This is a genomic window from Streptomyces ficellus, assembly GCF_009739905.1.
Lineage (GTDB): Bacteria > Actinomycetota > Actinomycetes > Streptomycetales > Streptomycetaceae > Streptomyces > Streptomyces ficellus_A.
In genome coordinates, this window is record NZ_CP034279.1 from 4,737,837 (window position 1) to 4,760,764 (window position 22,928).

The 22,928-nt window shown below is 73.7% G+C and carries 23 protein-coding genes and 1 tRNA gene; 11 read left to right on the forward strand and 13 right to left on the reverse strand.

Translation table 11 applies throughout. The annotated features are described in order from the left end of the window. Nucleotides 1–5: 5 nt before the first annotated feature. On the reverse strand, nt 6–1,340 hold the full coding sequence (locus EIZ62_RS21210; RefSeq protein ID WP_156694220.1) for an NsdA family TPR-like regulatory protein: 1,335 nt from the start codon (nt 1,338–1,340) through the stop codon (nt 6–8). Nucleotides 1,341–1,594: 254 nt separating this feature from the next. Between EIZ62_RS21210 and EIZ62_RS21215 the strand changes: the two genes are divergently transcribed. Both EIZ62_RS21215 and EIZ62_RS21220 read left to right on the forward strand, forming a co-directional pair. Continuing rightward, a complete protein-coding gene (locus tag EIZ62_RS21215) occupies nt 1,595–2,041 on the forward strand; it encodes a hypothetical protein (RefSeq protein WP_156694221.1) in 447 nt (148 codons plus the stop codon). 46 nt (nt 2,042–2,087) lie between these two features. Continuing rightward, nucleotides 2,088–2,954 (forward strand): spermidine synthase, encoded by an 867-nt coding sequence (locus EIZ62_RS21220; RefSeq protein ID WP_156694222.1) that lies wholly within the window; start codon nt 2,088–2,090, stop codon nt 2,952–2,954. 30 nt (nt 2,955–2,984) lie between these two features. Here the strand turns inward: EIZ62_RS21220 and EIZ62_RS21225 are convergent, their stop codons facing one another. Next, complete coding sequence (locus EIZ62_RS21225) at nt 2,985–3,542, reverse strand: hypothetical protein (protein WP_156694223.1); 558 nt, start codon at nt 3,540–3,542, stop codon at nt 2,985–2,987. Between the two features lie 69 nt (nt 3,543–3,611). On the opposite strand from EIZ62_RS21225, the gene EIZ62_RS21230 reads away from it, so the two are divergent. From EIZ62_RS21230 to EIZ62_RS21240, 3 genes are all read left to right on the forward strand, one after another. Then, nucleotides 3,612–4,301 carry a response regulator transcription factor gene (locus EIZ62_RS21230; protein WP_156694224.1) on the forward strand — a complete coding sequence of 230 codons (690 nt, stop codon included), beginning with the start codon at nt 3,612–3,614 and terminating at the stop codon, nt 4,299–4,301. Nucleotides 4,302–4,347: 46 nt separating this feature from the next. Continuing rightward, nucleotides 4,348–5,736: a sensor histidine kinase gene (locus EIZ62_RS21235; RefSeq protein ID WP_156694225.1), complete on the forward strand. Its 1,389-nt coding sequence runs from the start codon at nt 4,348–4,350 to the stop codon at nt 5,734–5,736. Between the two features lie 136 nt (nt 5,737–5,872). Continuing rightward, a complete protein-coding gene (locus tag EIZ62_RS21240; RefSeq protein WP_156694226.1) occupies nt 5,873–7,384 on the forward strand; it encodes a glycoside hydrolase family 18 protein in 1,512 nt (503 codons plus the stop codon). A gap of 88 nt (nt 7,385–7,472) precedes the next feature. Here EIZ62_RS21240 and EIZ62_RS21245 read toward each other — a convergent pair whose 3' ends face one another. From EIZ62_RS21245 to EIZ62_RS21265, 5 genes are read right to left on the reverse strand one after another with little or no spacing between them, the layout of a single operon-like run. Further along, complete coding sequence (locus tag EIZ62_RS21245; RefSeq protein ID WP_156696527.1) at nt 7,473–8,270, reverse strand: carbohydrate ABC transporter permease; 798 nt, start codon at nt 8,268–8,270, stop codon at nt 7,473–7,475. Between the two features lie 17 nt (nt 8,271–8,287). Next, nucleotides 8,288–9,340, reverse strand: a complete 1,053-nt coding sequence (locus tag EIZ62_RS21250; RefSeq protein WP_156694227.1) for a carbohydrate ABC transporter permease — start codon at nt 9,338–9,340, stop codon at nt 8,288–8,290. Between the two features lie 3 nt (nt 9,341–9,343). Beyond that, the gene (locus EIZ62_RS21255; protein WP_208827995.1) at nt 9,344–10,660 is read right to left on the reverse strand and encodes an ABC transporter substrate-binding protein; all 1,317 of its coding nucleotides are present in this window, start codon (nt 10,658–10,660) and stop codon (nt 9,344–9,346) included. Nucleotides 10,661–10,713: 53 nt separating this feature from the next. Next, a complete protein-coding gene (locus EIZ62_RS21260) occupies nt 10,714–11,616 on the reverse strand; it encodes a serine hydrolase (protein ID WP_156694228.1) in 903 nt (300 codons plus the stop codon). After that, entirely contained in the window at nt 11,613–12,521 is a 909-nt protein-coding gene (locus tag EIZ62_RS21265; RefSeq protein ID WP_244375869.1) for a LysR family transcriptional regulator, read from the reverse strand. Before EIZ62_RS21265 ends, EIZ62_RS21260 begins: the two co-directional genes overlap by 4 nt. Nucleotides 12,522–12,725: 204 nt before the next feature. Here EIZ62_RS21265 and bla point away from each other — a divergent pair, with 204 nt between their 5' ends. Further along, nucleotides 12,726–13,676, forward strand: a complete 951-nt coding sequence (bla, locus tag EIZ62_RS21270; protein WP_156694230.1) for a class A beta-lactamase — start codon at nt 12,726–12,728, stop codon at nt 13,674–13,676. Between the two features lie 58 nt (nt 13,677–13,734). Continuing rightward, nucleotides 13,735–14,802: a LacI family DNA-binding transcriptional regulator gene (locus EIZ62_RS21275; protein WP_156694231.1), complete on the forward strand. Its 1,068-nt coding sequence runs from the start codon at nt 13,735–13,737 to the stop codon at nt 14,800–14,802. Nucleotides 14,803–14,835: 33 nt separating this feature from the next. Here the strand turns inward: EIZ62_RS21275 and EIZ62_RS21280 are convergent, their stop codons facing one another. Continuing rightward, nucleotides 14,836–15,954, reverse strand: coding sequence for a methyltransferase domain-containing protein (locus EIZ62_RS21280; RefSeq protein ID WP_156694232.1), 1,119 nt, complete (start codon nt 15,952–15,954; stop codon nt 14,836–14,838). A 1-nt stretch (nt 15,955) separates the two neighbouring features. Next, nucleotides 15,956–16,087, reverse strand: a complete 132-nt coding sequence (locus EIZ62_RS32765; RefSeq protein ID WP_280117749.1) for a hypothetical protein — start codon at nt 16,085–16,087, stop codon at nt 15,956–15,958. Nucleotides 16,088–16,454: 367 nt separating this feature from the next. Between EIZ62_RS32765 and EIZ62_RS21285 the strand changes: the two genes are divergently transcribed. After that, nucleotides 16,455–17,552, forward strand: a complete 1,098-nt coding sequence (locus EIZ62_RS21285; RefSeq protein ID WP_244375873.1) for a helix-turn-helix domain-containing protein — start codon at nt 16,455–16,457, stop codon at nt 17,550–17,552. Nucleotides 17,553–17,565: 13 nt separating this feature from the next. Beyond that, complete coding sequence (locus EIZ62_RS21290) at nt 17,566–18,147, forward strand: HD domain-containing protein (protein ID WP_156694234.1); 582 nt, start codon at nt 17,566–17,568, stop codon at nt 18,145–18,147. Nucleotides 18,148–18,233: 86 nt separating this feature from the next. Here the strand turns inward: EIZ62_RS21290 and EIZ62_RS21295 are convergent. The 4 genes from EIZ62_RS21295 to EIZ62_RS21310 all read right to left on the reverse strand — a co-directional run bounded on the left by EIZ62_RS21295 (nt 18,234) and on the right by EIZ62_RS21310 (nt 21,082). Next, nucleotides 18,234–18,306 (reverse strand) — tRNA-His (locus tag EIZ62_RS21295). A 118-nt stretch (nt 18,307–18,424) separates the two neighbouring features. After that, complete coding sequence (gene orn, locus EIZ62_RS21300) at nt 18,425–19,024, reverse strand: oligoribonuclease (RefSeq protein WP_156694235.1); 600 nt, start codon at nt 19,022–19,024, stop codon at nt 18,425–18,427. Between the two features lie 85 nt (nt 19,025–19,109). Then, the gene (locus EIZ62_RS21305; protein ID WP_156694236.1) at nt 19,110–20,336 is read right to left on the reverse strand and encodes a helix-turn-helix domain-containing protein; all 1,227 of its coding nucleotides are present in this window, start codon (nt 20,334–20,336) and stop codon (nt 19,110–19,112) included. 377 nt (nt 20,337–20,713) lie between these two features. Next, on the reverse strand, nt 20,714–21,082 hold the full coding sequence (locus EIZ62_RS21310; protein ID WP_156694237.1) for a hypothetical protein: 369 nt from the start codon (nt 21,080–21,082) through the stop codon (nt 20,714–20,716). A gap of 499 nt (nt 21,083–21,581) precedes the next feature. On the opposite strand from EIZ62_RS21310, the gene EIZ62_RS21315 reads away from it, so the two are divergent. Together EIZ62_RS21315 and EIZ62_RS21320 are read left to right on the forward strand one after the other, a co-directional pair. Further along, complete coding sequence (locus EIZ62_RS21315; RefSeq protein ID WP_156694238.1) at nt 21,582–22,103, forward strand: universal stress protein; 522 nt, start codon at nt 21,582–21,584, stop codon at nt 22,101–22,103. Nucleotides 22,104–22,254: 151 nt separating this feature from the next. Then, nucleotides 22,255–22,821, forward strand: a complete 567-nt coding sequence (locus EIZ62_RS21320) for a GPR1/FUN34/YaaH family transporter (RefSeq protein WP_156694239.1) — start codon at nt 22,255–22,257, stop codon at nt 22,819–22,821. Nucleotides 22,822–22,928 lie beyond the last annotated feature (107 nt).

A 22,928-nucleotide genomic window follows, 5' to 3' on the forward strand; every position in this document is an offset into this window, starting at 1 on the left:
GGTTCTCAGGCCGGCGCCAGGGCGGCGCTCCGCTCCAGGAAGGCCGACACCGTCGCGCCGTCGGCGTACGGGACGAGCAGGCGGGCCGTGTCGGTGAGCATCGCGCGGACGCGGCTGGAGTGGACGTCCTCCAGCAGGTCCAGCACCTGCTCCCCGGTGGCCGCCGCCTCCTCCGGGGAGCCGCCGCGGGCCAGGTCGGCCGCCAGCTGGGCGCGGTACAGCGCCAGGTTGCGGGTGAAGTGCGGGTCCTGGAGGGCGACCGCGCGGCGGGCGTGGCGGGTGGCGCGCGGCCAGTCGCCCAGGGCGGACCAGCACTGGGCCTCCAGCGCCTCCAGCTCGGGCTCGCCGAAGAACGACATCCACTCCGGGTCGGCGTCGCTCCTTCCGCGCCCGAACAGCGTGTGCGCCCGCCCCAGGGCCTCCTCGCACGCCACCCGGTCGCCGAGGCCCGCCCGGCCGCCCGCCTCCCGCAGCGCCAGCAGCGCCAGCAGCCGGGGCGAGCGCAGGTGCCGTCCCGCGCTCTGCCCGGCCTGCGCCGCCCGTACCGCCTCGCGGTACCGGCCCGCGTCCCTGGCCAGGAACGACGTGTTGGAGAACGCGTGCGCCTCCAGGGCGGCGTCGCCCGCCACGCGCGCGGTGGCCAGGGCTTCCGCGTAGAGCGAGCGGGCGTCGTCCGGGCTGCCCGAGTCGTGCGCCAGCCAGCCCACCGAGAGCGCCAGTTCGCCGGCGCCCGCGTGCATCCGGTCGGCCGTGGACCGGCGGGCCGCCGTCCCGGCGTCGAGCAGCGCGTACGCACCGCGCAGCGGTTCGGCGGCCATCCGGTACAGCCGGTCCGCGCCGTGCCGGTCGTCGAGCAGCCGGATGCGGCGTACCGCCTCCTCCACGGCGGCCACCTCGGTCTCGCCGAACCTGCCGCCGGCGCGGGGCGCGGGGACGACGCCGCCGAGACCGAGCGAGGCGGCCGCCAGGGTGGCGGTGCCGCTCGTCATGAATGCGCGACGCAGCACGTCGCTCTCCTCATCGTTCCGGGTGGTGATCAGTGGCGCCGGCGCGCCGGCCGCCGCGGCACGCGCCGCCCGGCCGCGCACCTGCTCCCGGGCGGCGAACCCCAGATCCGTCAGGGACAGCCCGGGGAACATGTGCAGGAACACCCGCTCGTACGCGTAGTTGGGGCAGCGGATCTCGCCCGACTCCACGCGCCCGATGTAGCGGGCGTCGCAGGCGACCTGTTCGCCGATCTCCCGGGCCGCCCGGCGCACCGCCGCCGCGAACTCGCCGGGGGAGCGCTGCCCGCGCAGGTGGCGGAAGGCGAGATTGGGAACCGTCCGTGACGTCGCCATGGCCGAGCCCTCTCCCGCGTCCCGCTCCGCCGTCGTTCCGGCGGAGCAAGAACGTACCTGCTGTGACGGACTGGACACACAGGGTTTGGCTACAAATCGGATATCTCACCCACGATCCGCCATGAAATGCCATCCTTTGCGGCGGCGTGCCGCCGTAGCCGTTGACGCGTGGCGGCGTTGAACCATGTGGAGAGACGCCATGTGTCTCCGCACGGGGACTCGAGCGAGGAGGGGATCCCTTGTTGGAGGTCGGCATGCAGGTGAATCCGCAGTCCGGTGGTGCGTCTGGGGCCACCGCGCAGCACTGGCCCGTACCGGACGCGAGCGTCCCGCCCGGAGAGGGCGAGCCGTGCGACCTGGTGACCGTGCCGGCCCGGCAGGGCCTCGAGGCGGTCGACATCCTGCGGCGCGGCGGCGCCCCCGCCGTCGGGCCCGTACTGCACGACGGTTCGTGCGACACCCTCGGCTTCCTCGTGCCGCCGGGCACCGCGGACGGCTGGGACATGCCGGGCAGCGCCTGCACCCAGACCTCCGGGCGCGGCCTGCGGATCCCGCTCCTTCCCGGCGCGCAGCCGGAGAACCCCGCGGCCGGCTGGCTGCTGCCCCCGGCCGACGCCAACCCGGTCACCGACCCCGTCGTCCTGCGCGAGGCGCTCGGCGAGGCCGCCCGCCTGATCGAGGCCGCCGACAACTGCCGGTGACCCCCGCCGGACGCCCCCGCCCCGCACCACGGCCGATAATGGGCGGATGGCGAGGAACAAACGGCGTGCACGGGGTCCGGCGGCCGAGGCGGTGACCGAGTCCGTGGCCGGCGGGGTCGCCGAGCTGATACCCGACCCGGAGCACCCACGGGCCTGGACGCTGCTCATCGACGGGGCGCCCCAGTCGCACGTGGACCTCGACGACCCGGCCCGGCTCGGCTTCGCGTACCAGCGGCGGCTCGGCCATGTCATCGACCTCGTCGCACCGCCGGGGCGGCCCCTGAAGGCGGTGCACCTCGGCGGCGGCGCCCTCACCCTCGCCCGGTACGTCGCCGCCACCCGGCCCCGCTCCACCCAGCAGGTCGTCGAGGTCGACGCGCCCCTCGTCGAGCTGGTGCGCCGCGCGCTGCCGCTCGACCCGGCGGCCCGCATACGGGTGCGCACCGCGGACGCCCGCGCCGGACTCGGCAAGGTGCCGGACGGCTGGGCCGACCTGGTCGTCGCCGACGTCTTCAGCGGCGCCCGCACCCCCGCCCACCTCACCAGCACGGAGTTCCTCACCGAGGTGCGGCGCGTCCTCGCCCCCGGCGGGCACTACGCCGCCAACCTCGCCGACGGCCCGCCCCTGGCCCACCTGCGCGGACAGATCGCCACCGCCGCCGCCGTCTTCCCCGAACTCGCGCTGGCCGCCGACCCGGCCGTGCTGCGCGGACGCCGCTTCGGCAACGCGGTCCTCCTCGCCTCCGGCGTACCGCTCCCGGTCGCCGAGCTGACCCGCCGGGTCGCGACCGACCCGCACCCGGGGCGGGTGGAGCACGGCAGGGGGCTGACCGACTTCACCGGCGGGGCGGCCGCCGTCGCCGACGCGCGCGCCAAGGACTCACCCCTGCCGCCCGCCTCCGTGTTCGAATGACCGGACCCGCGGGCCGGGGCCGGACGCGCGTCACGTCCGGCGTTCGTCGAGCTGCACCATCGGCGGGTGGTCGTGCCAGGTGCAGAACACGTCGTTCTCCTCGCCCTCGCGGCTGAACGTGACACGGATGTACGTCGGCTGCTTCCACACCTGCATCTGCCAGCCGGGCGCCGGGGTCGCCGAGACCAGCTCCGCCGACGACGCCCCGACGTCGAACGCCACCCGGCCGCCGTCGACCGTGTAGCTCTTCACCTCACCGCCGCTCGCGGGCGGTGTGCTCGCGGGCGGCGACGGGGGAGTGCGCGGCGGGTCGGCGGGCGGCTTGCGGCTCGCGGCCGGGGGTGAGGAGGAGGCCCGGGACGGTGAGGGACTCGGCGCGGGGGAGCGCTCCGGGCGGTGCGTGGACGAGGCCCGGGGTGTCGCGCTCGCCGCCGCCGGGCGGTCCGCGGTGATCGGCAGGGCGCGCGGCGGGTCGTACGCCGTCCCGGCCATCACCGTGTGCACGCCCCACCACGAGAGGGTGACCGCCGCGCCCGTGGCGAGCGACCACGCCATGGCGTGTACGAGTCCTCTACGCATCCGGGCCATCCTGCACCACCCGCCCCAGAGGTCAACACCGGTCCCCCTCATTCCGCCTTATGGCGTACGGTGCCGCCCATGGCAAGTGTGCTCGTGGTCGAGGACGACCAGTTCGTGCGCTCCGCCCTCATCCGGCACCTGACCGAGGCCTCCCACACCGTACGGAGCGTCGGAACGGCACTGGAGGCGCTGCGCGAGGTCGCCCATTTCCGGTTCGACGTCGTCATCCTGGACCTCGGACTGCCTGATCTGGACGGCTCCGAGGCGCTGAAGATGCTGCGCGGCATCACCGACGTACCCGTGATCATCGCCACGGCGCGGGACGACGAGGCCGAGATCGTCCGGCTCCTCAACGACGGCGCCGACGACTACCTCACCAAGCCGTTCTCCGTCGAGCACCTGTCCGCCCGGATGGCCGCCGTGCTGCGCCGCGCCCGCGCGGCCGCCGGCGAGGCCCCGCCCAGCAGCCTCCTCCAGGTCGGCGGGCTCACCGTCGACCCGCTGCGGCGCCAGGCCGAACTGGACGGAGTGCGACTGGACCTGACGCGCCGGGAGTTCGACCTGCTGGCGTTCCTCGCCGGCCGCCCGGGAGTGGTCGTCCCGCGCAAGGAACTGCTGGCCGAGGTGTGGCAGCAGTCGTACGGCGACGACCAGACCATCGACGTCCACCTGTCGTGGCTGCGGAGGAAGCTGGGCGAGACGGCCGCCAAACCCCGCTACCTGCACACCCTCCGGGGCGTCGGCGTCAAGCTGGAGCCGCCCCAGTGACCGCCGCCGGCCCGGGCAGCGGGACACGGACGGAGGGCCGGGCGCGGTGAGGTGGGCGCTCGTCAAGGTGGCGCTGGCCGTCACGGTGATGGTCGTGCTGGCGTTCGCCGTGCCGCTCGGGCTCGTCATCAAGGAGATGGCCCGCGACCGGGCGTTCACCAACGCCGAACGGCAGGCCGCGGCCATCGGCACCTCCCTGTCCATCACCACCGACCGGGGCCAGCTCGACCGGGCCGTCGCCTCCACCCAGGCGGGCGCCGCGGGGCGGCTGGCCGTGCACATGCCCGCGTCCGGCGAACCGGGCGCCCGGGCCATGGAGATCGGCGCCGGCCGGGCCACCGAGGACGACCTGGACACCGTGCGCCGCACCCCGCGCGCCTCCACCGCCGAGGTCCCCGGCGGCTACGCCCTCCTCCAGCCGACCGCCATCAGTACCGGTCAGATCGCCATCGTCGAGGTGTACGTCCCCGAGGGCGAGGTCACCAACGGCATCGCCACCGCCTGGCTGGTCCTCGCCGGTGTGGGCCTCGCCCTGGTCGTCGGCTCGGTCGCCGTCGCCGACCGGCTCGGCGTCCGCCTGGTGCAGCCCGCCCAGCGGCTCGCGCACGCCGCCCACGACCTGGGCGAGGGCAGGCTCGGCGCCCGGGTGCCCGAGGAGGGGCCCACCGAACTGAAGTCCGCCGCCGTCGCGTTCAACTCGATGGCCGACCAGGTCGTCCAGCTCCTCGCCAACGAGCGCGAGCTGGCCGCGGACCTCTCCCACCGGCTGCGCACCCCCCTGACGGTGCTGCGCCTGAACGCCGCCTCGCTCGGCGAAGGGCCCGCCGCCGAGCAGACCCGGGCGGCGGTCGAGCAGCTGGAGCGGGAGGTCGACACCATCATCCGCACCGCCAGGGAGGCCAAGCCGCAGACCCAGGCCGCCGGGCCCGGCGCCGGGTGCGACGCCTCCGAAGTCGTCCGGGAACGCATGGCCTTCTGGTCCGCGCTCGCCGAGGACGAGGGCCGCAAGGTGCGCCTCGCGGGCGTCGACCGGCCGGTGCGCATCCCGGTGGCCCGCCCGGAGCTGGTCGCCTCCCTGGACGCGCTGCTCGGCAACGTCTTTCGGCACACCCCGGAGGGCACCGCCTTCTCGGTCGACGTCCACAACGGCGACGACGCCGTCATCGTCCTCGTCTCGGACGCGGGACCCGGCATCGAGGACCCGGAGGCCGCCCTCGTACGCGGCAACAGCGGGGCGCGGGACGGCTCGACCGGGCTCGGACTGGACATCGTCCGGCGGGTCGCCGAGTCCACCGGCGGCGACGTCCGCATCGGGCGTTCCGTCCTCGGCGGCACGGAGGTCCGCGTCTGGATCGGGCTGGACGGGCGCGCCCACCGGGTCGAGGGGCGGCGGCGGAGGCGCGGCGTGAGCCGACGCCGCCGCGCCCAGCATTAATCCGCTCCCATGGCTTCCTTAAGCGGAGCCTAAGTTCCTCAACACCCGTCCCGTAGAGAACATTTGTCCGTTTCTGGCTCGCTAGCGTGCTGCCCGCACCACCAACCCCCCCCAGTAACACAGAGGCAGGCACGCGATGGGCAGCACCGGCAACACGGGCAACACGGGAAGCGCGGGCGGCAGGGCCGCGCACCGTCGCAGGGCGAGCGCCAGGAGCAAGGCGATCGGCGCGGTCGTGGCGGCCGCGGTGGCCGGCGGTGCCGCGTTCGCGTTCACCGGTACCGCCCAGGCCGCCGCCGTCGGCGCCGCGTACACCAGGACCAGCTCCTGGGACGGCGGGTACACCGGTCAGTACGTCATCACCAACGAGACGGACCAGGCGCGGTCGGACTGGACGCTCGAGTTCGACCTGCCCGCCGGCACCCGGATCGGCTCCCTGTGGAACGGCGACCACACGGTGAAGGGGCAGCACGTCACCGTGAAGCCCACGAGCTGGAACAAGCAGCTCGCCCCCGGCGCCTCCGTCACGGTCGGCTTCGTCACCAGCGCCACCGGCGAGGCCGGCGACCCGGCCGGGTGCCTGATCGACGCGGCCGCCTGCTCCGCCGACGGCGGCACCACGCCGCAGCCCAGCGGCCGTCCCACCGAGCAGCCCACACCCACCCCGTCCGCGCCCGCGCCCACCAAGCCCGCGCCCACCAAGCCGGCCCCCACCGGCCCCGCGCCCACCGCGACCCCCGGCGGCCCCACGGCCACCGGCGCGAAGTTCGCCCCCTACGTCGACACCTCGCTGTACCCGGCGTACGACCTGCTCGACACCGCCACCAAGACCGGGGTGAAGGAGTTCAACCTCGCCTTCATCACCTCCGGCGGCTCCTGCGCCCCGCTCTGGGGCGGCGTCACCGGCCTCGCGGACGACAAGGTCGCCGCGCAGATAGGCGCCCTGCGCGCCAGGGGCGGCGACGTCCGCGTGTCGTTCGGCGGCGCCGCCGGCCGCGAGCTGGCCCTCAACTGCGCCACCGCCGGCGACCTCGCGGCGGCGTACGGCAAGGTCGTCGACCAGTACAAGCTCACCAAGGTCGACTTCGACGTGGAGGGCGCGGCCCTCCCCGACACCGCCGCCAACACCCGCCGCGCCCAGGCCGTCGCGCAGCTCCAGAAGTCCCACCCGGGCCTGGACGTCTCCTTCACCCTGCCCGTCATGCCCGAGGGGCTGACCCAGCCGGGCGTGGACCTGCTCGCCGACGCCGGGAAGAACGGCGTGAAGATCGGCGCCGTCAACATCATGGCGATGGACTACGGCCCCGCGTACAGCGGTGACATGGGCGAGTACGCCATCCAGGCCGCGACCGCCACCCAGGCCCAGATCAAGGGCGTACTGGGACTGTCGGACGCGGCGGCCTGGAAGACCGTCGCCGTCACCCCAATGATCGGCGTCAACGACGTCACCACCGAGATCTTCAAGGTCGACGATGCCACCCAGCTCGTCGACTTCGCCACGTCCAAGGGCCTGGCCTGGCTGTCGATGTGGTCCTCCACCCGCGACAAGCAGTGCGCGGCCGGCGCCGTGAACCACGCGGACGCCACGTGCAGCTCGATCCTCCAGCAGCCGCTGGCCTTCACCAAGGCGTTCGCCGCCTACCAGTAGCCGCCCGACCCACCCCCCCAGCGCTCCGGCCGGGCCCGCCCCCCACCCGGCCGGAGCGCACCCTTCCGGCACGCCCGCCCCTTCCGGCTCATCCCTTCACGGCGCCCTGCATGATGCCGCCCACGATCTGCCGGCCGAAGACCACGAAGACCAGCAGCAGCGGCAGGGTCCCCAGCAGGGCGCCCGCCATGATGACCGCCTGGTCCGGGACGTAGCCGCGCCCGAGGCCGGTGAGCGCCACCTGGACCGTCGGGTTGCTCTGGGTCAGGGCGATGACGGGCCAGAAGAAGTCGTTCCAGGCCATGACGAACGTCAGCATCGCCAGGACCGCCATCGCGGGCCGGGCGGCCGGGAACACGACGTGCCACACCACCCGCAGGCCGCCCGCGCCGTCCGCCCGGGCCGCCTCGATCAGCTCCGTGGGCAGCGCCCGCACCAGGTACTGGCGCATGAAGAACACCCCGAAGCCGCTCACCAGCGCCGGCAGGACCACCGACTGGAGCCGGTCGACCCACGACAGTTCGGCGACCAGCATGAACAGCGGCACCACGCTCAGCTGCGGGGGCACCGTCATCGTGCCGATCACCAGCAGCAGGAGCGCGTTCCGGAACCGGAAGCGCAGCTTGGCGAACGCGAAACCGGCGAGCGTGGAGAACAGCACCGTGCCCGCCGCGACCGTGCTCGCCACGACGAACGTGTTGAGCAGCGCCACACCCATGTGGGCGTCGGTCCAGGCGACGCGGACGTTCTCCACCAGGTCGCCGCCGAACCACACCGGTGGTGGCGTCCGCGCCAGCCGGCCGCCCGTGCCGGACGCGGCGATCGCCGTCCAGACGAGCGGGAACAGCGACAGTACGGTGACGACGACCAGCACCGCGTACGTCATCCAGCCCGCGCGTGCCCTCACGGCGTCCGCCTCCTCCGGTACGCGCCCACCAAGGCGACGGCCGCCCCGAGGAGCAGCAAAATCAGGAACATCGCCCACGCGATCGCCGAGGCGCGGCCCAGGTGCAGGTCCACCCAGCCCTGCTCGTACAGGTACAGCCCCAAGGTCTGGAACTGGTGCTCCGAGCCGCCCGTGGCGCCCGCGCTGCCGTTGAACAGCAGCGGCTCACCGAACAACTGGGTGGCGCCGATGGTGGACACGACGACGGTGAACAGGATCGTCGGCCGCAGCGAGGGCACGGTGACGTGGACGAACTGCCGCCACCGCGAGGCGCCGTCCAGCGCCGCCGACTCGTACAGCTCGTCCGGCACCGCCTGGAGGGCGGCCAGGTAGATCAGCGCGTTGTAGCCCGTCCACCGCCAGACGACGATCGTGGACACGGCGATCCGCGAGGTCCACCGGCCGTTCTGCCAGTCGACCGGCCCGGCGCCCACGACGCCCAGCACCCAGTTGACGAAGCCGAAGTCCCGCCCGAAGAGCAGGACGAACACCAGGGTCGCGGCGGCCACCGACGTGGCGTACGGGGTGAGGACGACGACCCGGAAGAACGTCGAGCCGCGCAGCCGGTGGTGGAGCAGGTGCGCGATCCCCAGCGCCATCAGCAACTGGGGCACGGTGGAGAGGATCCCGATGGTCACCGTGTTCCGGAGCGCGTTCAGGAAGAACTCGTCGGTCAGCAGCCGCGCGTAGTTCCGCAGCCCCACCCACTCCATGTCGGTGGGCGCCGTCAGCTCCACCCGGTGCAGGGACGCCCAGCCGGTGAAGAGGAGCGGGAAGAGCCCGAACGCGCCGAACAGGACGAAGAACGGGGCGATGTGGGCGTACGGCCCCCATCGAGCGCCCCCTCGCGCGCCCCGTCGCGTCCGCCGTCGCGTCCGCCGTCGCCCGGGGGCGCCGCCCGCGCGGGGGACGGGCGGGGAGGCCGGGGCGGGAGGGGGAGCGGGGGCGGTGGCACGCGCGCGTGCGGGGGTGTCGTCCGGCAGGGGTGTCGTAGTGGTGTCGCCGGTCATGGCTCACAGGTCCAGTGCGTTGTCGATGGTCCTGACCGCCGCGTCCCAGCCGTCCTCGGGCCGCCGGCCCTTCTGGTCGACCTGGAGCATGCCGATGTCGGCCAGGTTCTGCGCGATGACCAGGTCCTTCGGGCCGAGGACCGTCACCGGCACGCCCCGGGCGGCACGGGTGTAGATCCGGCCGGTCGGGGCGTCACCGAAGTAGGGGTGCCGGGCGCCGGCGACCGCCGGGAGGGCGTGGGCGGCGGACGCGCTCGGGAAGCTGCCGCGCCGCCGGAACAGCGTCGCCTGCTGCGCGGGCGCCGTCAGCCAGGCCGCCAGCCTCACCGCCTGTGCCCGGCGCTTCCCGGACTTCGGTACGACGAGGAAGGAGCCGCCCCAGTTCGCCGGCCGGGGCGCGGCGGCCACGTCCCACAGGTCCTCACCCGCCGGGCCCGCCTTGTCCTCGATGTAACCGAGCATCCAGGCCGGGCAGGAGACGGTGGCGAAGGTGCCGTTCGCGAAGGCCTGGTCCCAGGCGGGCGTGAACTGCTGGAGCCTCGCCGTCAGGCCCTCGGTGGCGAACGCGGCGGCGATGTCCCACGCCTCGCGCACGGCAGGGCTGGTCTTGTACACGACGGTGCCGTCCTCGTCGTAGAACCGCCGCGCGCTGCTGCCCGTGACGGCCGACAGCACCCCGGACGCCGAGTCGGTGAAGGACGTGCCCGCCGGTGCCCGGTCGCGGTACCGCCTGCCCGTCTCCAGGTACGCGCGCCAGTCGCCCGCCCACAGCCGGCCCACCGCGTCCCGGCCGGTGGGCAGCCCGGCCCGGGCGAACAGGTCCTTGCGGTAGCAGACGGCCTGCGGCCCGATGTCGGTGCCGAGGCCGACCGTGCGGCCGTCGCGTGTCGTGGCCTGCGCCCACTTCCACGGCAGGAAGTCCGCCCGGCGCACCCCGGGCGCCCGGCCCAGGTCCACGAGCCGGTCCGCCTGGGTGGCGGTCACCTCCGCGATATTGATGGCCTCGACGGCCTGGACGTCGGCGAGGCCGCTGTCACTGACGAGGTGGGTGAGGAGCTGCGGGTAGTAGTTCTCGTTGCGCTGGATGGACGTCTGGGTGATGACGACGTCCTGGTGGAGCCTCATGTACGCGTCGTACAGGCCGGCCTCCTCGTACCCGAACGATCCGAAGAGACCCACCGTCAGGACGGTCCGGCCGGCCGGGTCGTCACCGCTCCGGCCGCAGCCGGCCGCCGGTACGGCGCCGAGCACCACGGCGGCCGCGAGCGGCAGGGCCCGTCTCGGGAACCGGCGGGCAAAACCACGCATGAGGCGATTCATGAGGCGATTCTGTACGCAACCGGCGTCGCGACGTGCCGAGGACGCCCCGCGCGTCAGAGCTGCCGGAGGTGGTCGCGCAGCCTGCGGGCGGCCCGGGCCATGAGGATGTCGGCGCCGGGCTGGGAACTGGCCGGAACGAGTGACTCCGTGAGGACGGCGACGGCGAACGTCTGGCCGTCGGCGTGCTCGACGACACCGATCTCATGGCGGAGGTTGAGCAGGGTGCCGGTCTTGGACGCCCAACGGGTGGCGTCGGACTGGAAGTCGGGGGCGAGGCGCTGGCGGAGCAGGTGGTGGCCCATCAGGTCGCGCACCCGCGCGGCCACGTCCGGGTGGATCGCGGACGGCGTCCACAGGGCCTGGAGCAGACCGGTCCAGGCGCGTGCGCTGCCGGTACTGGCGCGGGTGGTGTCGAGCTGAGGCACCCGGTGCCCGCGGCCGCTGGTGCCCGCCTCGATGGCGAGCGCGTGCGCCAGGTGCGCCTGGTCGGCGCCGAGCCGTTCCGCCGGCGTCTCGGTGAGCTCGCGCATCCCGTGCCGCACGGTGATGCCGGTCAGCCCCAGCTCCTGGAGGAGGCCGGACACCCGGGCGGGAGGGGTCAGTCCGAACAGCGCGTCGGCGGCGGTCCCGTCACTGACGCTGGTGCTCAGGTAGAGCAGGTCGTCGACGGCGACCCGGGCGGGGTGCCGGAACCGGCTCAGTCCGGTGGGGCCCGGCGTGGTGATCCGTCCGGGCTGTACGTCGATCGCCGTCGCCCCGTCGAGTTCGCCGCGCCGGATGCGTTCCGCCGTCGCCAGCGCGAGCGGGATCTTGACCAGGGACGCGGCGGGCAGCTGGGTGTCCGGCTCGATCCCCAGCTCCTCCCCGGTGTGCAGGTCGCGTACGAGCAGGCAGCCGCGCAGTCCGCCGTCGAGCAGCTCCCGGCGGATGTCGCTGAGCAACGCCTCGGTGTTCACGCCCCCTCCGCCCCGTCGGCGGCGCCGGTGCGGCCGTCCGGGCCGAGGCAGCGGGCGATGGCCCCGCCCAGCCGCTCCCGCACGAGCCGTGGATCGCCGTCGCCCGCCGCGGCGAGCGCGTACCCGCGGCTGAGGGCGATCTCGCCGATGGGCCGCCAGTCGAGGGCCAGTTCCCCGGCCTGCGCTGCGGAGCACAGCAGCAGGTCGGAGGTGCTGAGGACGTCGGCCGCGGCGGTCGTCAGGTCGGTGGCGACGGCGAGCTGCGCCGGGAGCAGGCCGAGCGCGTCACGCAGCCGGGTGAGCGGGTCGCGGATGTGCGGCACGTCGTCCTCCGGCTGGATCCACACCCGGCGCGCGGGGCCGGGGTGTCCCCGGCCCGCCCGCAGCGTCTCCAGGAAGACCCGCCGGGTCCCGGCGGCCGCCGCGGCACCGGCGAGCCCGAGCGGCACGGACCACATCGCCTCGTCGGCGGGCACGGCGACCAGCGCCGCGCGGACGTGCTCCCCGTGCAGCAGCTCCAGCCGCTCGGCCGGCGGGGCGAGCCGGAGGTCAAGGACCATGTCGTGCCCCCGCGCCTCGGCGACCAGGCGGGCGAGAGCGGCGGTGGAGCAGGTGCCGGGCACCGCGAGGCGCCACGGCCTGAGCCTGGCCGTCTCCGCCTCGTGCAGCAGCACGTCGGCCGCCCGCACCAGCCTCCGCGCGGCCGGGAGCAGGTCCCTGCCGAACGGGCTGAGGGCGACCCGGCGGGACGTCCGCTCGAACAGGCGCTCGCCGAAGTGCTCCTCCAGAGCCGCGACGCGCCGGCTGGCCACCGACTGCGACATCCGGGCCGCGGCCGCTCCGACCGTGAAGCTGCCGCGCTCGGTCACACTGACGAACGCCCTGCACGCTCCCACCAGATCCACGGCGCCGAGTCTATGCGGCATCCATGCCGAACCGGCATGGAGCGGCCCGTGGGCGCATTGGATCGCAGGGCCGCCGGCGACGAGGATGAGCCCGCTCCCGGGCCACGGCCGGGACACCGGGCCACGGCCGGGACACCGGGCCACGGCCGGGAGCGCCACCCATCCCCTCTGCGCCCCCACCACAGGGCTGTCTGGAGGTTCACCATGCAGTACACCCGTGCACGCCGTGCCGTTCTCCGCGGGCTCACCGGGCTCGTCGCCCTCCCGCTCGCCGCCCTTCCGCTCGTCGCGTGCGGCCCCGGCGGTCCCGGCGGCACCGCGGCCGCCCCGGCTCCGTCCGCGACGGCGACGCGGGCGGCCCCGGCCGTACGGCCGTACACCGCCGCCCTGGAGAAGCTGGAGCGCGAGTACGGCGCGCGTCTGGGCGTGTACGCCGTCGACACCGGCACCGGCCGGGAGGTCGCCCACCGTGCCGACGAGCGCTTCGCCTACGCCTCCACCTTCAAGGCCTTCGCCGCGGCCGCCGTCCTGCGCGAGCACTCCCCGGGCGGCATGGACGAGGTGATCACGTACGCCGAGGACGACCTGGTCGAGCACTCTCCCGTCACGGAGAAGCACGTCCGCACCGGGATGACCCTGCGCGCCCTGTGCGACGCCGCCGTGCGCCACAGCGACAACACCGCGGCCAACCTCCTGTTCGACGCGATCGGCGGGCCGCCGGGCCTCGCGGCCGCCCTCCGCGCGACGGGCGACACCGTCACCCGCGTGGAGCGCCGCGAGCCGGAGCTGAACCAGTGGTCGCCGGGCGCCGAGTCGGACACCACGACTCCCCGCGCATGGGCGGGCGACCTGCGGGCGTTCGTCCTCGGCGACGCCCTCGGCAAGGACGAACGCGCCCAGCTCACCCGCTGGCTGCGCACCAACACCACCGGGGACGAGCTGATCAGGGCCGGCGTGCCCAAGGGCTGGGTGGTCGGCGACAAGACCGGCGGAGGCGGCGTCTACGGCGTCCGCAACGACATCGCCGTGGTGTGGCGGCCCGGCGCCGCGCCGATCGTCATGGCGATCATGTCGAACCGGGGCACGGAGGACGCCGGTTACGACAACGCGCTGATCGCGCGGGCGGCGGAGGTGGTCACCGGGGCGCTGACCTGAGGACGTCGTCGTCGCCCCTGGCCCCCGCGCGGGGCCACCCTCTAGGTTGACGGCAGTCATGGCCCCCTGCGGGGCTCCGGCGTGCGAGGGGAGACCGACGGCGGTGAGCGGACGGCGGACCGGCAGGCCCACGCTGGAGGAGGTCGCGGCCCGGGCGGGCGTGGGGCGCGGCACGGTGTCACGGGTGATCAACGGCTCCCCGCGGGTCAGTGACCGGGCGAAGGAGGCGGTCGGCCGGGCCATCGCCGAACTGGGGTACGTCCCCGACCGCGCCGCCCGGGCGCTGGCGGGTGCCCGCACGGACGCCGTCGCCCTGGTGGTCCCGGAGACCGAGGCCCGCCTGTTCGCCGAGCCGTACTTCCTCGACATCATCCGGGGCGTCAGCACGGAACTGGCCGACGCGGACACGCAGTTGCTCCTCACCCTCATCCGGTCCGGCAGGGAACGGCAGCGGTTCGCCCAATACCTGTCCGCCCAGCGGGTGGACGGCGTGCTGTTCGTCTCCGTCCACGCCGACGACCCGCTGCCGGACCTGGCGCGCGAGCTGGGCCTGCCCGCCGTCCTCAACGGCCGCCGCTCCGCCGGTGAGCGCGTGGCGTACGTCGACTCCGACAACGTCGGCGCGGGCCGCGCCGCCGTCGGCCACCTCGCCGGGCGGGGCCGCCGCCGGATCGCGACCATCACCGGCCCGCTGGACATGTACGCGGCACGCTGCCGCCTCGACGGCTACCGCCGGGGCGTCGACGCGGCCGATCTCCCCGCCGACGACCGGCTGGTCGCCCTCGCGGACTTCACCGAGGAGGGCGGCCGCCACGCCATGCGCGCCCTGCTGGAGCGCTGCCCCGACGTGGACGGCGTGTTCGCCGCCTCGGACGTCATGGCGGCGGGCGCCCTCGGCGTCCTGCGCGAATCGGGGCGGCGCGTCCCGGACGACGTGGCGCTCATCGGCGTCGACGACTCGCCGGTGGCCCGCCTCATGGACCCGCCGCTCACCAGCGTGCGCCAGCCGATCGAGGAGATGGGCCGCCGCATGGCCCGCGCCCTGCTCCAGGAGATCACCGGCACGTCCCCGGCCCCCTGCCGGACCGTCCTGCCGACGGAGCTGGTGGTCCGCGCCTCGACGTGAGGCCGCCGGACCCGACGGAGAGCCGCTCCCGGATCAGCGGACGGGTTCGGACAGCGGCGCCGGCTCGATGACCCGCTCGGGGTCGTGGAGCCAGACCTGTTGGCCCCGGTCGCTGACCGTCAGCCCGAAGTCCCGCGCTCCGGGTGCGCCGAGGGCGACGTATTCGTCACGTACCCGCTGCACCTCGTCCCACAGGCCGCGGGCACCGTACTCGTACGCGTCCTCACCTGAAACGGCCGTCGCAGCAGACCCGTCCTCGTCCTGGAGCCACACCTGCGCGCCGTCCGCCCGGTCGGCGTGGACCATGCGCACGCCCGGCAGACGCGCGCCGGCGTAGAGCGCGAAGCCGAGCGTCAGCAGCTCGCGCGGGTCGACCCGGGCCCTGACCGACCGGCGGGACGTCTGGTCGACCGGCGGAGGCGGCGCCGGGCGGTGCGCACGCATTGGCATGTACGCCGCGCCACCCTGGAACCGGCCTGAAGCCTGGCCCGTGCCGTCGGCGGTGAGCTGTACCAGGGCACCGCTCCAGAACGCACGGGCCACCGGCGCCACCAGGACGCCTCCCGGTTCGAGTTGCCGCACCAGCTGGTGCGGCACCGTACGCAACGCGCACGTGGCGACGATACGGTCGAACGGGGCCTCGTCGGGCCACCCCCACGCACCGTCCGCGCAGGCGAGGTTCGGCGTGTACCCGGCGGCCCGAAGGGTGGCGGCCGCGTGATGGGCCAGGCCCGGGTCGATCTCCACGCTGTACACCGCCGAGTCGCCGAGCCGGCGGGAGAGCAGCGCGGCGACGTACCCGGACGCGGTACCGATCTCCAGCACGCGGTGTCCGCCGTCGACGAGCAGCAGGCGCAGCATCCGGGCGACCATGCTGGGCTGGCTGTTGGACGACGTGGCGACGCCGGGGCCTCCGGGTTCGCCGTCGTCGACCTGGATGACGACCGGTTCATCGGCGTGGATGAGGGCGAGCCGGTCCGCCTCGTTGGTGAGCGGCTCGCACCTGGCCGGTCCCTGCCGCCATGCCGTCCGGGGGATGAAGGGTTCACGGGGGACGGCGTGCCAGACGGCGCGCCATGTCTCGTCGAGCAGGCCGTACTCGTAGAGGTTTTCCACGAGCCCGGCGTGCCCGCCGGGGCGGCTTGGGGTCACCTCAGCTCCCCTCGGTGTCGGTGCACTTCTGCGGGCCGGAGCCGTCGGGGGACGGCGGGGCGGGCGGCGGGGTCCACGGCTTGTCGGACGGCTCGCCGCCGTGCTTACCGCCGTCGTTCACGGTGTCGCTCATCTGTACCTCCTGGGTGGGTGGTTGTGGACGGGTGGTGAGGCGGACGTTGTTGGCCTTCCGGGGCCACCCGGCACCGGAATACTCGTGGAAGTGGTCGTCCGGGTGTTCCGGTGCGAGGGTGCAGCAGCGGGTCGGCTGCGAGGGGAGAGGCGACCAGCACAGGTTCAGACCCCGTGGCTTCGGCTCCGCCGCTGCTCCCGCGTGTCCTGCGGCGACGTCCACGTCGAAGCTCCTTCCACTACGCTGAGTTGCTGCTCGTCACTGTTATGACGGTAGAGAGCGACGGCGCCGGGCTGAACCGACCGCGGGTACCGGTTCGCGTGTGCCGTCACGGGCAAAGGGGAGCGCCATGCTCGGTAGTCAGCGAATGACCCCGACCACCAGTCAGGGGACCGCCACCCGTGGCCGCGGCGGTCCGGTCTCGGGGTTCACGTTCCGGTTGATCCGAGAGCAGATGGGCCACACGCAGGACTCCCTTGCCGAGCAGCTGCGAGTCTCCGTCGACACCATCGCCGGGTGGGAGTCCGGCCGGCGTTCTCTCACGGCTGTGCCTACCGGCCAGATGCACGTTCAGCGGCACCGCTTGTTACGGCTCGGCGCCGCGCCACCCCTGCTGCTCATCCTCGAACGGGCCCTGGAAGCCGACGTCCTCCTGTCCCGCGTGCTCGACGAGGACCTGGCGCTCGAGGACAGCCCACTCGGGGCGTGGGTCATGCAACGAGAGCTGGTCGAGGTGCTCACCTGGCCGCTCAACGGAGTCGCCCCGACACTCCTCCGCGACCTGCCCGCACCACCCCGACCGCGACGAGGACCCGTCCCGAGCGCCCCGCAGATGCCCGTCACCGATCGCCGCCGGTTCTTCGAACAGATGCGGCGCACCGCCGAGTGCTCCCGTGGCCCGGAGCGCTTCCTGCTGCGGCGCCAGGCCCTGTACCTGGCCGGCTACGACACGGCGACCGACACCTCCGGCTGGTTGGGGCACCAGCAGCGAAGCGAACGGCCCGGCGACTGGCTGACCGGCTGGCTGAACAACCGCTCAGTCGCGGCTGTGGCCGCACGCCAGGGAGACCGCGACCGCATGGGGCACTTCATCGGCTCCCTGCTCGACGACGACGTCAGCGAGGTGGCCAACCTGAACTACTGGGCGTACTGGGTCGGCGAGACTCCCCACATGGAACTGAGCGACGACTTCATCGCCAAGCCGCCGCCGGGTCCTTGGAGTGGCAATCGGCTCCTGCGCCACCTGGTGCGCGGTCTGACGCCCGAGCACGGCTTCTTCGATCTGAACGTCCACACCATGTGGGCGCTGCTGACAGCCCGTCCCCACCTGTTGGGCGGGAAGTCGGCACCTGCCATGGCCCTGCGTTCCTGTCTGCCGATGCTGTTGGATGGCCGAGAGCTCTCGCCGCGATCTCGCCGGGAGCTCGAAGGCATCCGGTACGCGATCCGCCTCGCCGAGGCGTGAGAGGAGACGGACGGTGGCTGAAGACCTGTCCGCGGTGGCGCGCTTCCTGTACGAGGCGGGGACGCTCAAGCACACGCGCCGAACCGGCTGGTGGATGGCGGGCGTGCGTGACCCCGAGAGTGTGGCGGAGCACGCTTGGCGCACGTCGCTGATTGCCTCGATCATCGCGAAGCTCGAAGGCGCCGACCCGGCCAAGGCGGCCCTCATGGCGGTGTGGCACGACTCCCAGGAAACCCGTACGGGGGATGTGAACCATCTGGGGAAGAAGTACGGCCCCGCGGCCGACCCCCAGGCGGTCACGAAGGACCAGACCGCCGGCATGCCGGAGCTTCTGGCGTCGGCGGTGCGGGACCTCGTCGCCGAGTACGAGGCGAAGGAATCCCCCGAGGCGGTATGCGCCCGCGACGCCGACAAGCTGGAGTGCCTGCTCCAGGGCATCGAGTACAAGGAGCAGGGCTACGGCAATGCCCAGCGGTGGATCGACAACAGCCGAGGCCGCCTCGTCACCGAGTCGGCCAGGCGCCTGGCCGACGAGTTGGTGGGGCAGAACGGGCTGGACTGGCTCCGGGCTGCCCTCGGAGAGGCGCGAGGCTGATCGTCGTACGGCGTGCCGCCCGGCAGCGACGCCACGAAACGATCAAGGGCCGACCCGTTTTCACAGGTCAGCCCTTGATCATTCAGGGTGAGTAACGGGACTCGAACCCGCGACATCCTGGACCACAACCAGGTGCTCTACCAGCTGAGCTATACCCACCACGACCGGTCTTTTTCCCGACCGGCCGAGAAAAAGTGTACAGGGTCCGAGAGGGTGCTCGCTCCCGCCTTTCGGGCGGCCGGGTCGCGGCCCGGCCGCGGCCCGGTGCGCGGGGCCGTTACCCGGGCAGGACGTGGCGCGCGGCGATGCGCCTGGCGGTGTCGGAGTCGGGGCCGGGCTGCGGGACGAAGACCGCCTCGCGGTAGTAGCGCAGTTCGGCGATGGACTCGCGGATGTCGGCGAGCGCCCGGTGGTTGCCGGCCTTCTCCGGACTGTTGAAGTACGCCCTCGGGTACCAGCGGCGAGCCAGCTCCTTGACCGAGGAGACATCGACGATCCGGTAGTGGAGGTAGTCCTCCAGCGTCGGCATGTCACGCAGCAGGAAGCCGCGGTCGGTGGAGACCGAGTTCCCGCACAGCGGGGCCTTGCCCGGCTCCTTGACGTGTTCACGCACGTACGCGAGGACCTGCTCCTCGGCGTCGGCGAGCGTGGTGCCGCCGGCGAGCTCGTCGAGGAGGCCGGAGGAGGTGTGCATCTGGCGCACCACGTCCGGCATCGTCTCCAGCGCCCCGTCCGGCGGGCGGATCACGATGTCCACGCCTTGACCGAGTACGTTCAGTTCCGAGTCGGTGACCAGCGCGGCCACCTCGATGAGTGCGTCGTCCGTCAGCGAGAGCCCGGTCATCTCGCAGTCGATCCACACCATGCGATCGTTCATGCGTCCTACCTTAGAGGGGCGGCCGCTCGGGAGGTGCGTCTCGTACCTCCCGAGCGGCCGCCCCTCCGGGGTCGACCGTGTGCGCCTACGGCGCGCTGCGCTGGCCCGGCAGGGCCGCCCGGCCGCTGAAGGCGTCCGCGTGCGGCTTGCCGTGCTCCAACCCGGCGGCGGTGGCCGTCGGGCCCACCGGGGCGGACGCGGCGGCGGCCCGCCGCGCGGCCGACGTCAGCTGCGACGGCAGCACCGGGTCCACCACGGCCGCCGGCCCGCCCGGGCCCGACGGACCGGCCGGGTCACCCTGCGGGCGCCTGGCCCGGTAGGCGGCCCGGTACGCGGCCGGCGAGGAGCCCAGCTGGCGGCGGAAGTGCCCGCGCAGCGCGACCGGCGAGCGGAACCCGCAGCGGCCGGCCACCTCGTCGACCGAGTAGTCGGACGTCTCCAGCAGCCGCTGCGCCTGGAGCACCCGCTGCGTGATCAGCCACTGGAGCGGGGCGGAGCCCGTCAGTGACCGGAAGCGGCGGTCGAAGGTCCGCCTGCTCATGTACGCGCGGGCCGCCAGCGTCTCCACGTCGAACTGCTCGTGGAGGTGCTCCAGCGCCCAGGCGACGACCTCGGCGAGCGGGTCGGCGCCGATCTCCTCCGGCAGCGACCGGTCGAGGTAGCGCTCCTGCCCGCCACTGCGCCGGGGCGGCACCACGAGCCGGCGGGCGAGCGCCCCGGCCGCCTCGGTGCCGTGGTCCGTGCGCACGATGTGCAGACAGAGGTCGATTCCGGCCGCCGTCCCCGCGGAGGTGAGGACGTCGCCGTCGTCGACGAACAGCTCCCGCGGGTCCACGTGGACCGACGGGTAGCGCTTGGCGAGCGTCGGCGCGTACATCCAGTGCGTGGTGGCGGGCCGCCCGTCCAGTAATCCGGCGGCGGCGAGCACGAACGCGCCGGTGCACAGGCCGACGATGCGGGCGCCCTCCTCGTGTGCGCGGCGCAGCGCGTCGAGCGCCTCGGCCGGTGGCGGCGAGGTGATCGACCGCCAGGCCGGTACGACGACGGTGCCGGCCCTGCTGATGGCCTCCAGCCCGTACGGCGCGGTGAGTTCGAGTCCGCCGGTGGTCCGCAGCGGTCCGTCCTCACCCGCGCAGACGAGCAGCCTGTAGCGCGGTACTCCGGCGTCCTGGCGGTCAATCCCGAACACCGAAAGCGGAATAGAACTCTCGAAGATGGGGCCGCCGCTGAACAGCAGCACTGCGACGACCTCACGGCGGCGCCGTCCGGACAGTTTGCGTCCGGTCTCCGGTGCGGCGGAGTCCTGGCTCATGACGCTAAGCCCCCCTCGGTGTTCGCGTCTCCTAGGTCCTGTCGCTCCTGCACGTTTCCCCTCGGTTTTGCACGAGTCCCCAGTCTTCGATAGTCATGATCGAATCTACTGCGTCCCGTTGTGCCGGAGTGACAAGTTCCGCATCCGGCACTATGTCGACAAGGCAACTTGGCGCGAAGCATTCGATCACGAAGCGTTCCACTCGCGGGGCCCGCAGGGAAGTGCGCATCACGCGCATGGCCCAACCACGTAGGGTGCAAAAGCCCCTCGCAGCCCTTTCTCGCCTGGTGACAAGGGGGTTGGCAGGCCATTCTGGCAAGGAATCGCCACTCGGCCGAAGTTGGCTGAAAACATATGGGTGCGGATGTGCGAACGGGTCAGTCTCCGGACGCGCACCCCGCCGTGTGACGGCTTCCGCGGTGCGTCCCGGCGCCCGGCCGCGAGTGCCGGCCGCCGCGCGGCGCCACGCCCGCCGGGGCCGCCCGCCCGGCCGTCGCCCGCCCGGTCGTCGCCCGCCCGCAGGCCACCCGCTCCAGGGCCACCCGCTCGGAGCGGCGCAGCAGCACCCGGCACGCGGCCGTCACGGCGGCCAGCCCCACCGCGGTGCCCGCCGCGCCGCCGAAGGACGTGCCGTACACCAGCAGGACCACGGGGACCAGCGCGCAGCTGAAGGCGGCCCAGCGGACCACGTCGCTCGCCGACTCGGACGCGGACGACGGGGCGGGGGCGGACTGGTGTGCGGGCACGGGAACTCCCTGGGGGCTGCGGACCGCGGACCGCGTGGTGCTCGCCGCGGGCCGCGGTATGACCGGTCGGACCGTTGGCCAACGACGGCCGGCCGCCCCGGTCACTGCCCGTCGCGGCCGGAGGGAGTACCGGCCGGTCGGCATGGTTTCTCCTTATTAATAGGGCACCACACACGGCCCGTCCTTGGCGACCCCTTCGGCACGGCTGGAGGAAGGTTGCCGCGGGCTCCCACCCATGACCCCCGGCGCGCGGGCCGGGGGACGAGACGGGCGCAGACGCCTGTAAGGGGCATCCGGCATTGCCATACGGCACGGGCTCGTGCATGCTCCCTGGAACGCCGTGTGACCGCCGCGGCAGGGTGGCGGGCACTGGGCAGCGGAGGAGTGCCGCCGTACCCTTGGGGGTATGGGGTTGGGAAGATGATTCCCGGACACAGCTCCTCCGCCAAGCGTTGGATCCCTGCTCCTTCTCAAGAGGACCCTCTTCGCCGAGACACCGATGGCCGGTCACGAAATCCCTGAACCCGCGGACCGCAGGCAGGTCGCCGACTCCCCGGTCGACCCCCTCGCGGCGGACCAGACGCGCCACCACTGCGATCCCGCCTTCCAGCACGGGGTGGTCGTCGGCTTCGACGGCTCGACCTCCAGCGAGCGGGCGCTGGCGTACGCCATCGGCATGGCCCGGCGGTCCGGCTCCGGCCTGATCATCGTGCACGTGGCGAACCGGCTGCCCACCACCGTCTGGGCCGGCTGCGAGCCGCCCGTCTTCGTCGACGTGCCGGACCACCGCACCGAGGTGCTGGGCCTGGAGCTGGCCTGCGCGGACTACCTCTCCGAGGTGCCGTGGATCCTGGTCGAGCGCGGCGGTGACATCTGCCACGAGCTGGAGGAGGTCGGCCGCGAGTACTCGGCCGACGCCATCGTCGTCGGCTCCACGCACGGCATCGTCGGCCGCATCTTCGGCTCGGTGGCCGGACGGCTGGCGCGGCGCGCGCAGCGGCCCGTCGTCGTCATCCCGTAACCACGCCGTGCTCCGCCGGTGATACGGCGTCAATTCCCCTTGCGCCGGGCGAAATTCAGCCGCACCAAGAGGTGGTTCGTGCGCTTGTGAAGGGTATATCCAGATGGCTGGGAAGCAGCACAACTGCACATGAGCATGAAGGGAGCCCGCCGTGGACAACGACGTCTCTGCGGGGAGCACCACCTCCACTCTCGGCCACCTCGCACTCGGCCTGACGCTGCTCGCGTTCGGCATCGGCAGCACTGGTGTGATCGACAACGTCGCGGCCTCCGACGCCGCGGCCCTCGCGACCTGGGTCGGCGGGGTCGCCCTGTTCGTCGCCGGACTCCTCGAACTGCGCGCGGGCGACGGGCGGACCGGCACCGCCTTCGCCGGTCTCGGCGCCTTCTGGTTCGCCTGGGGCACGGGCGTGGGCTCCGGGGTCTCCACCGAGGCCGCCGGGCTCTTCATGGTCCTGTGGGCGATGCTGGCGCTCAGCCTCACCGCGGCCGCCTCGGGCACCGGACTGCTCGGCCAGGGCGTGTACGGCCTGCTGACCCTCTCCCTGCTGCTCTCCGGCATCGGCGCCTTCGCGGACGCCTCCGTCCTCGGGCGGATCGGCGGCTGGGCCGCGGCGGTGGCCGGTCTCGCGGCCTGGTACGGGGCGACCGCGTCGCTCGCCGCCTGGCCCGCCTTCAAGGGGCGCGCCGCCGGCCGGGGTGTGACGGCCACCGGCTGAAGCGGCCACGGGGCCGGTGCCAGGGCGGAGGGCACGCCCTGAGGGCGGCACCGGCCGTACGGAAAGGGCGACCCCCGGCGCGTTGGTGGCACGCGCCGGGGGTCGCC

Excerpts from the sequence above, each read along its gene's own strand:
- EIZ62_RS21215 (WP_156694221.1), top strand. The coding sequence starts at position 1,595 with ATGCAGGTGAATCCGCAGTCCGGTGGTGCGTCTGGGGCCACCGCGCAG.
- EIZ62_RS21230 (WP_156694224.1), top strand. The coding sequence starts at position 3,612 with ATGGCAAGTGTGCTCGTGGTCGAGGACGACCAGTTCGTGCGCTCCGCC.
- EIZ62_RS21220 (WP_156694222.1), top strand. The coding sequence starts at position 2,088 with ATGGCGAGGAACAAACGGCGTGCACGGGGTCCGGCGGCCGAGGCGGTG.
- EIZ62_RS21275 (WP_156694231.1), top strand. The coding sequence starts at position 13,735 with ATGGCCCCCTGCGGGGCTCCGGCGTGCGAGGGGAGACCGACGGCGGTG.
- EIZ62_RS21250 (WP_156694227.1), bottom strand. The coding sequence starts at position 9,340 with ATGACCGGCGACACCACTACGACACCCCTGCCGGACGACACCCCCGCA.
- bla (WP_156694230.1), top strand. The coding sequence starts at position 12,726 with ATGCAGTACACCCGTGCACGCCGTGCCGTTCTCCGCGGGCTCACCGGG.
- EIZ62_RS21285 (WP_244375873.1), top strand. The coding sequence starts at position 16,455 with ATGACCCCGACCACCAGTCAGGGGACCGCCACCCGTGGCCGCGGCGGT.
- EIZ62_RS21255 (WP_208827995.1), bottom strand. The coding sequence starts at position 10,660 with ATGAATCGCCTCATGCGTGGTTTTGCCCGCCGGTTCCCGAGACGGGCC.
- EIZ62_RS21225 (WP_156694223.1), bottom strand. The coding sequence starts at position 3,542 with ATGGCCCGGATGCGTAGAGGACTCGTACACGCCATGGCGTGGTCGCTC.
- EIZ62_RS21210 (WP_156694220.1), bottom strand. The coding sequence starts at position 1,340 with ATGGCGACGTCACGGACGGTTCCCAATCTCGCCTTCCGCCACCTGCGC.
- EIZ62_RS21315 (WP_156694238.1), top strand. The coding sequence starts at position 21,582 with ATGGCCGGTCACGAAATCCCTGAACCCGCGGACCGCAGGCAGGTCGCC.
- EIZ62_RS21305 (WP_156694236.1), bottom strand. The coding sequence starts at position 20,336 with ATGAGCCAGGACTCCGCCGCACCGGAGACCGGACGCAAACTGTCCGGA.
- EIZ62_RS21245 (WP_156696527.1), bottom strand. The coding sequence starts at position 8,270 with ATGACGTACGCGGTGCTGGTCGTCGTCACCGTACTGTCGCTGTTCCCG.
- EIZ62_RS32765 (WP_280117749.1), bottom strand. The coding sequence starts at position 16,087 with ATGAGCGACACCGTGAACGACGGCGGTAAGCACGGCGGCGAGCCGTCC.
- orn (WP_156694235.1), bottom strand. The coding sequence starts at position 19,024 with ATGAACGATCGCATGGTGTGGATCGACTGCGAGATGACCGGGCTCTCG.
- EIZ62_RS21240 (WP_156694226.1), top strand. The coding sequence starts at position 5,873 with ATGGGCAGCACCGGCAACACGGGCAACACGGGAAGCGCGGGCGGCAGG.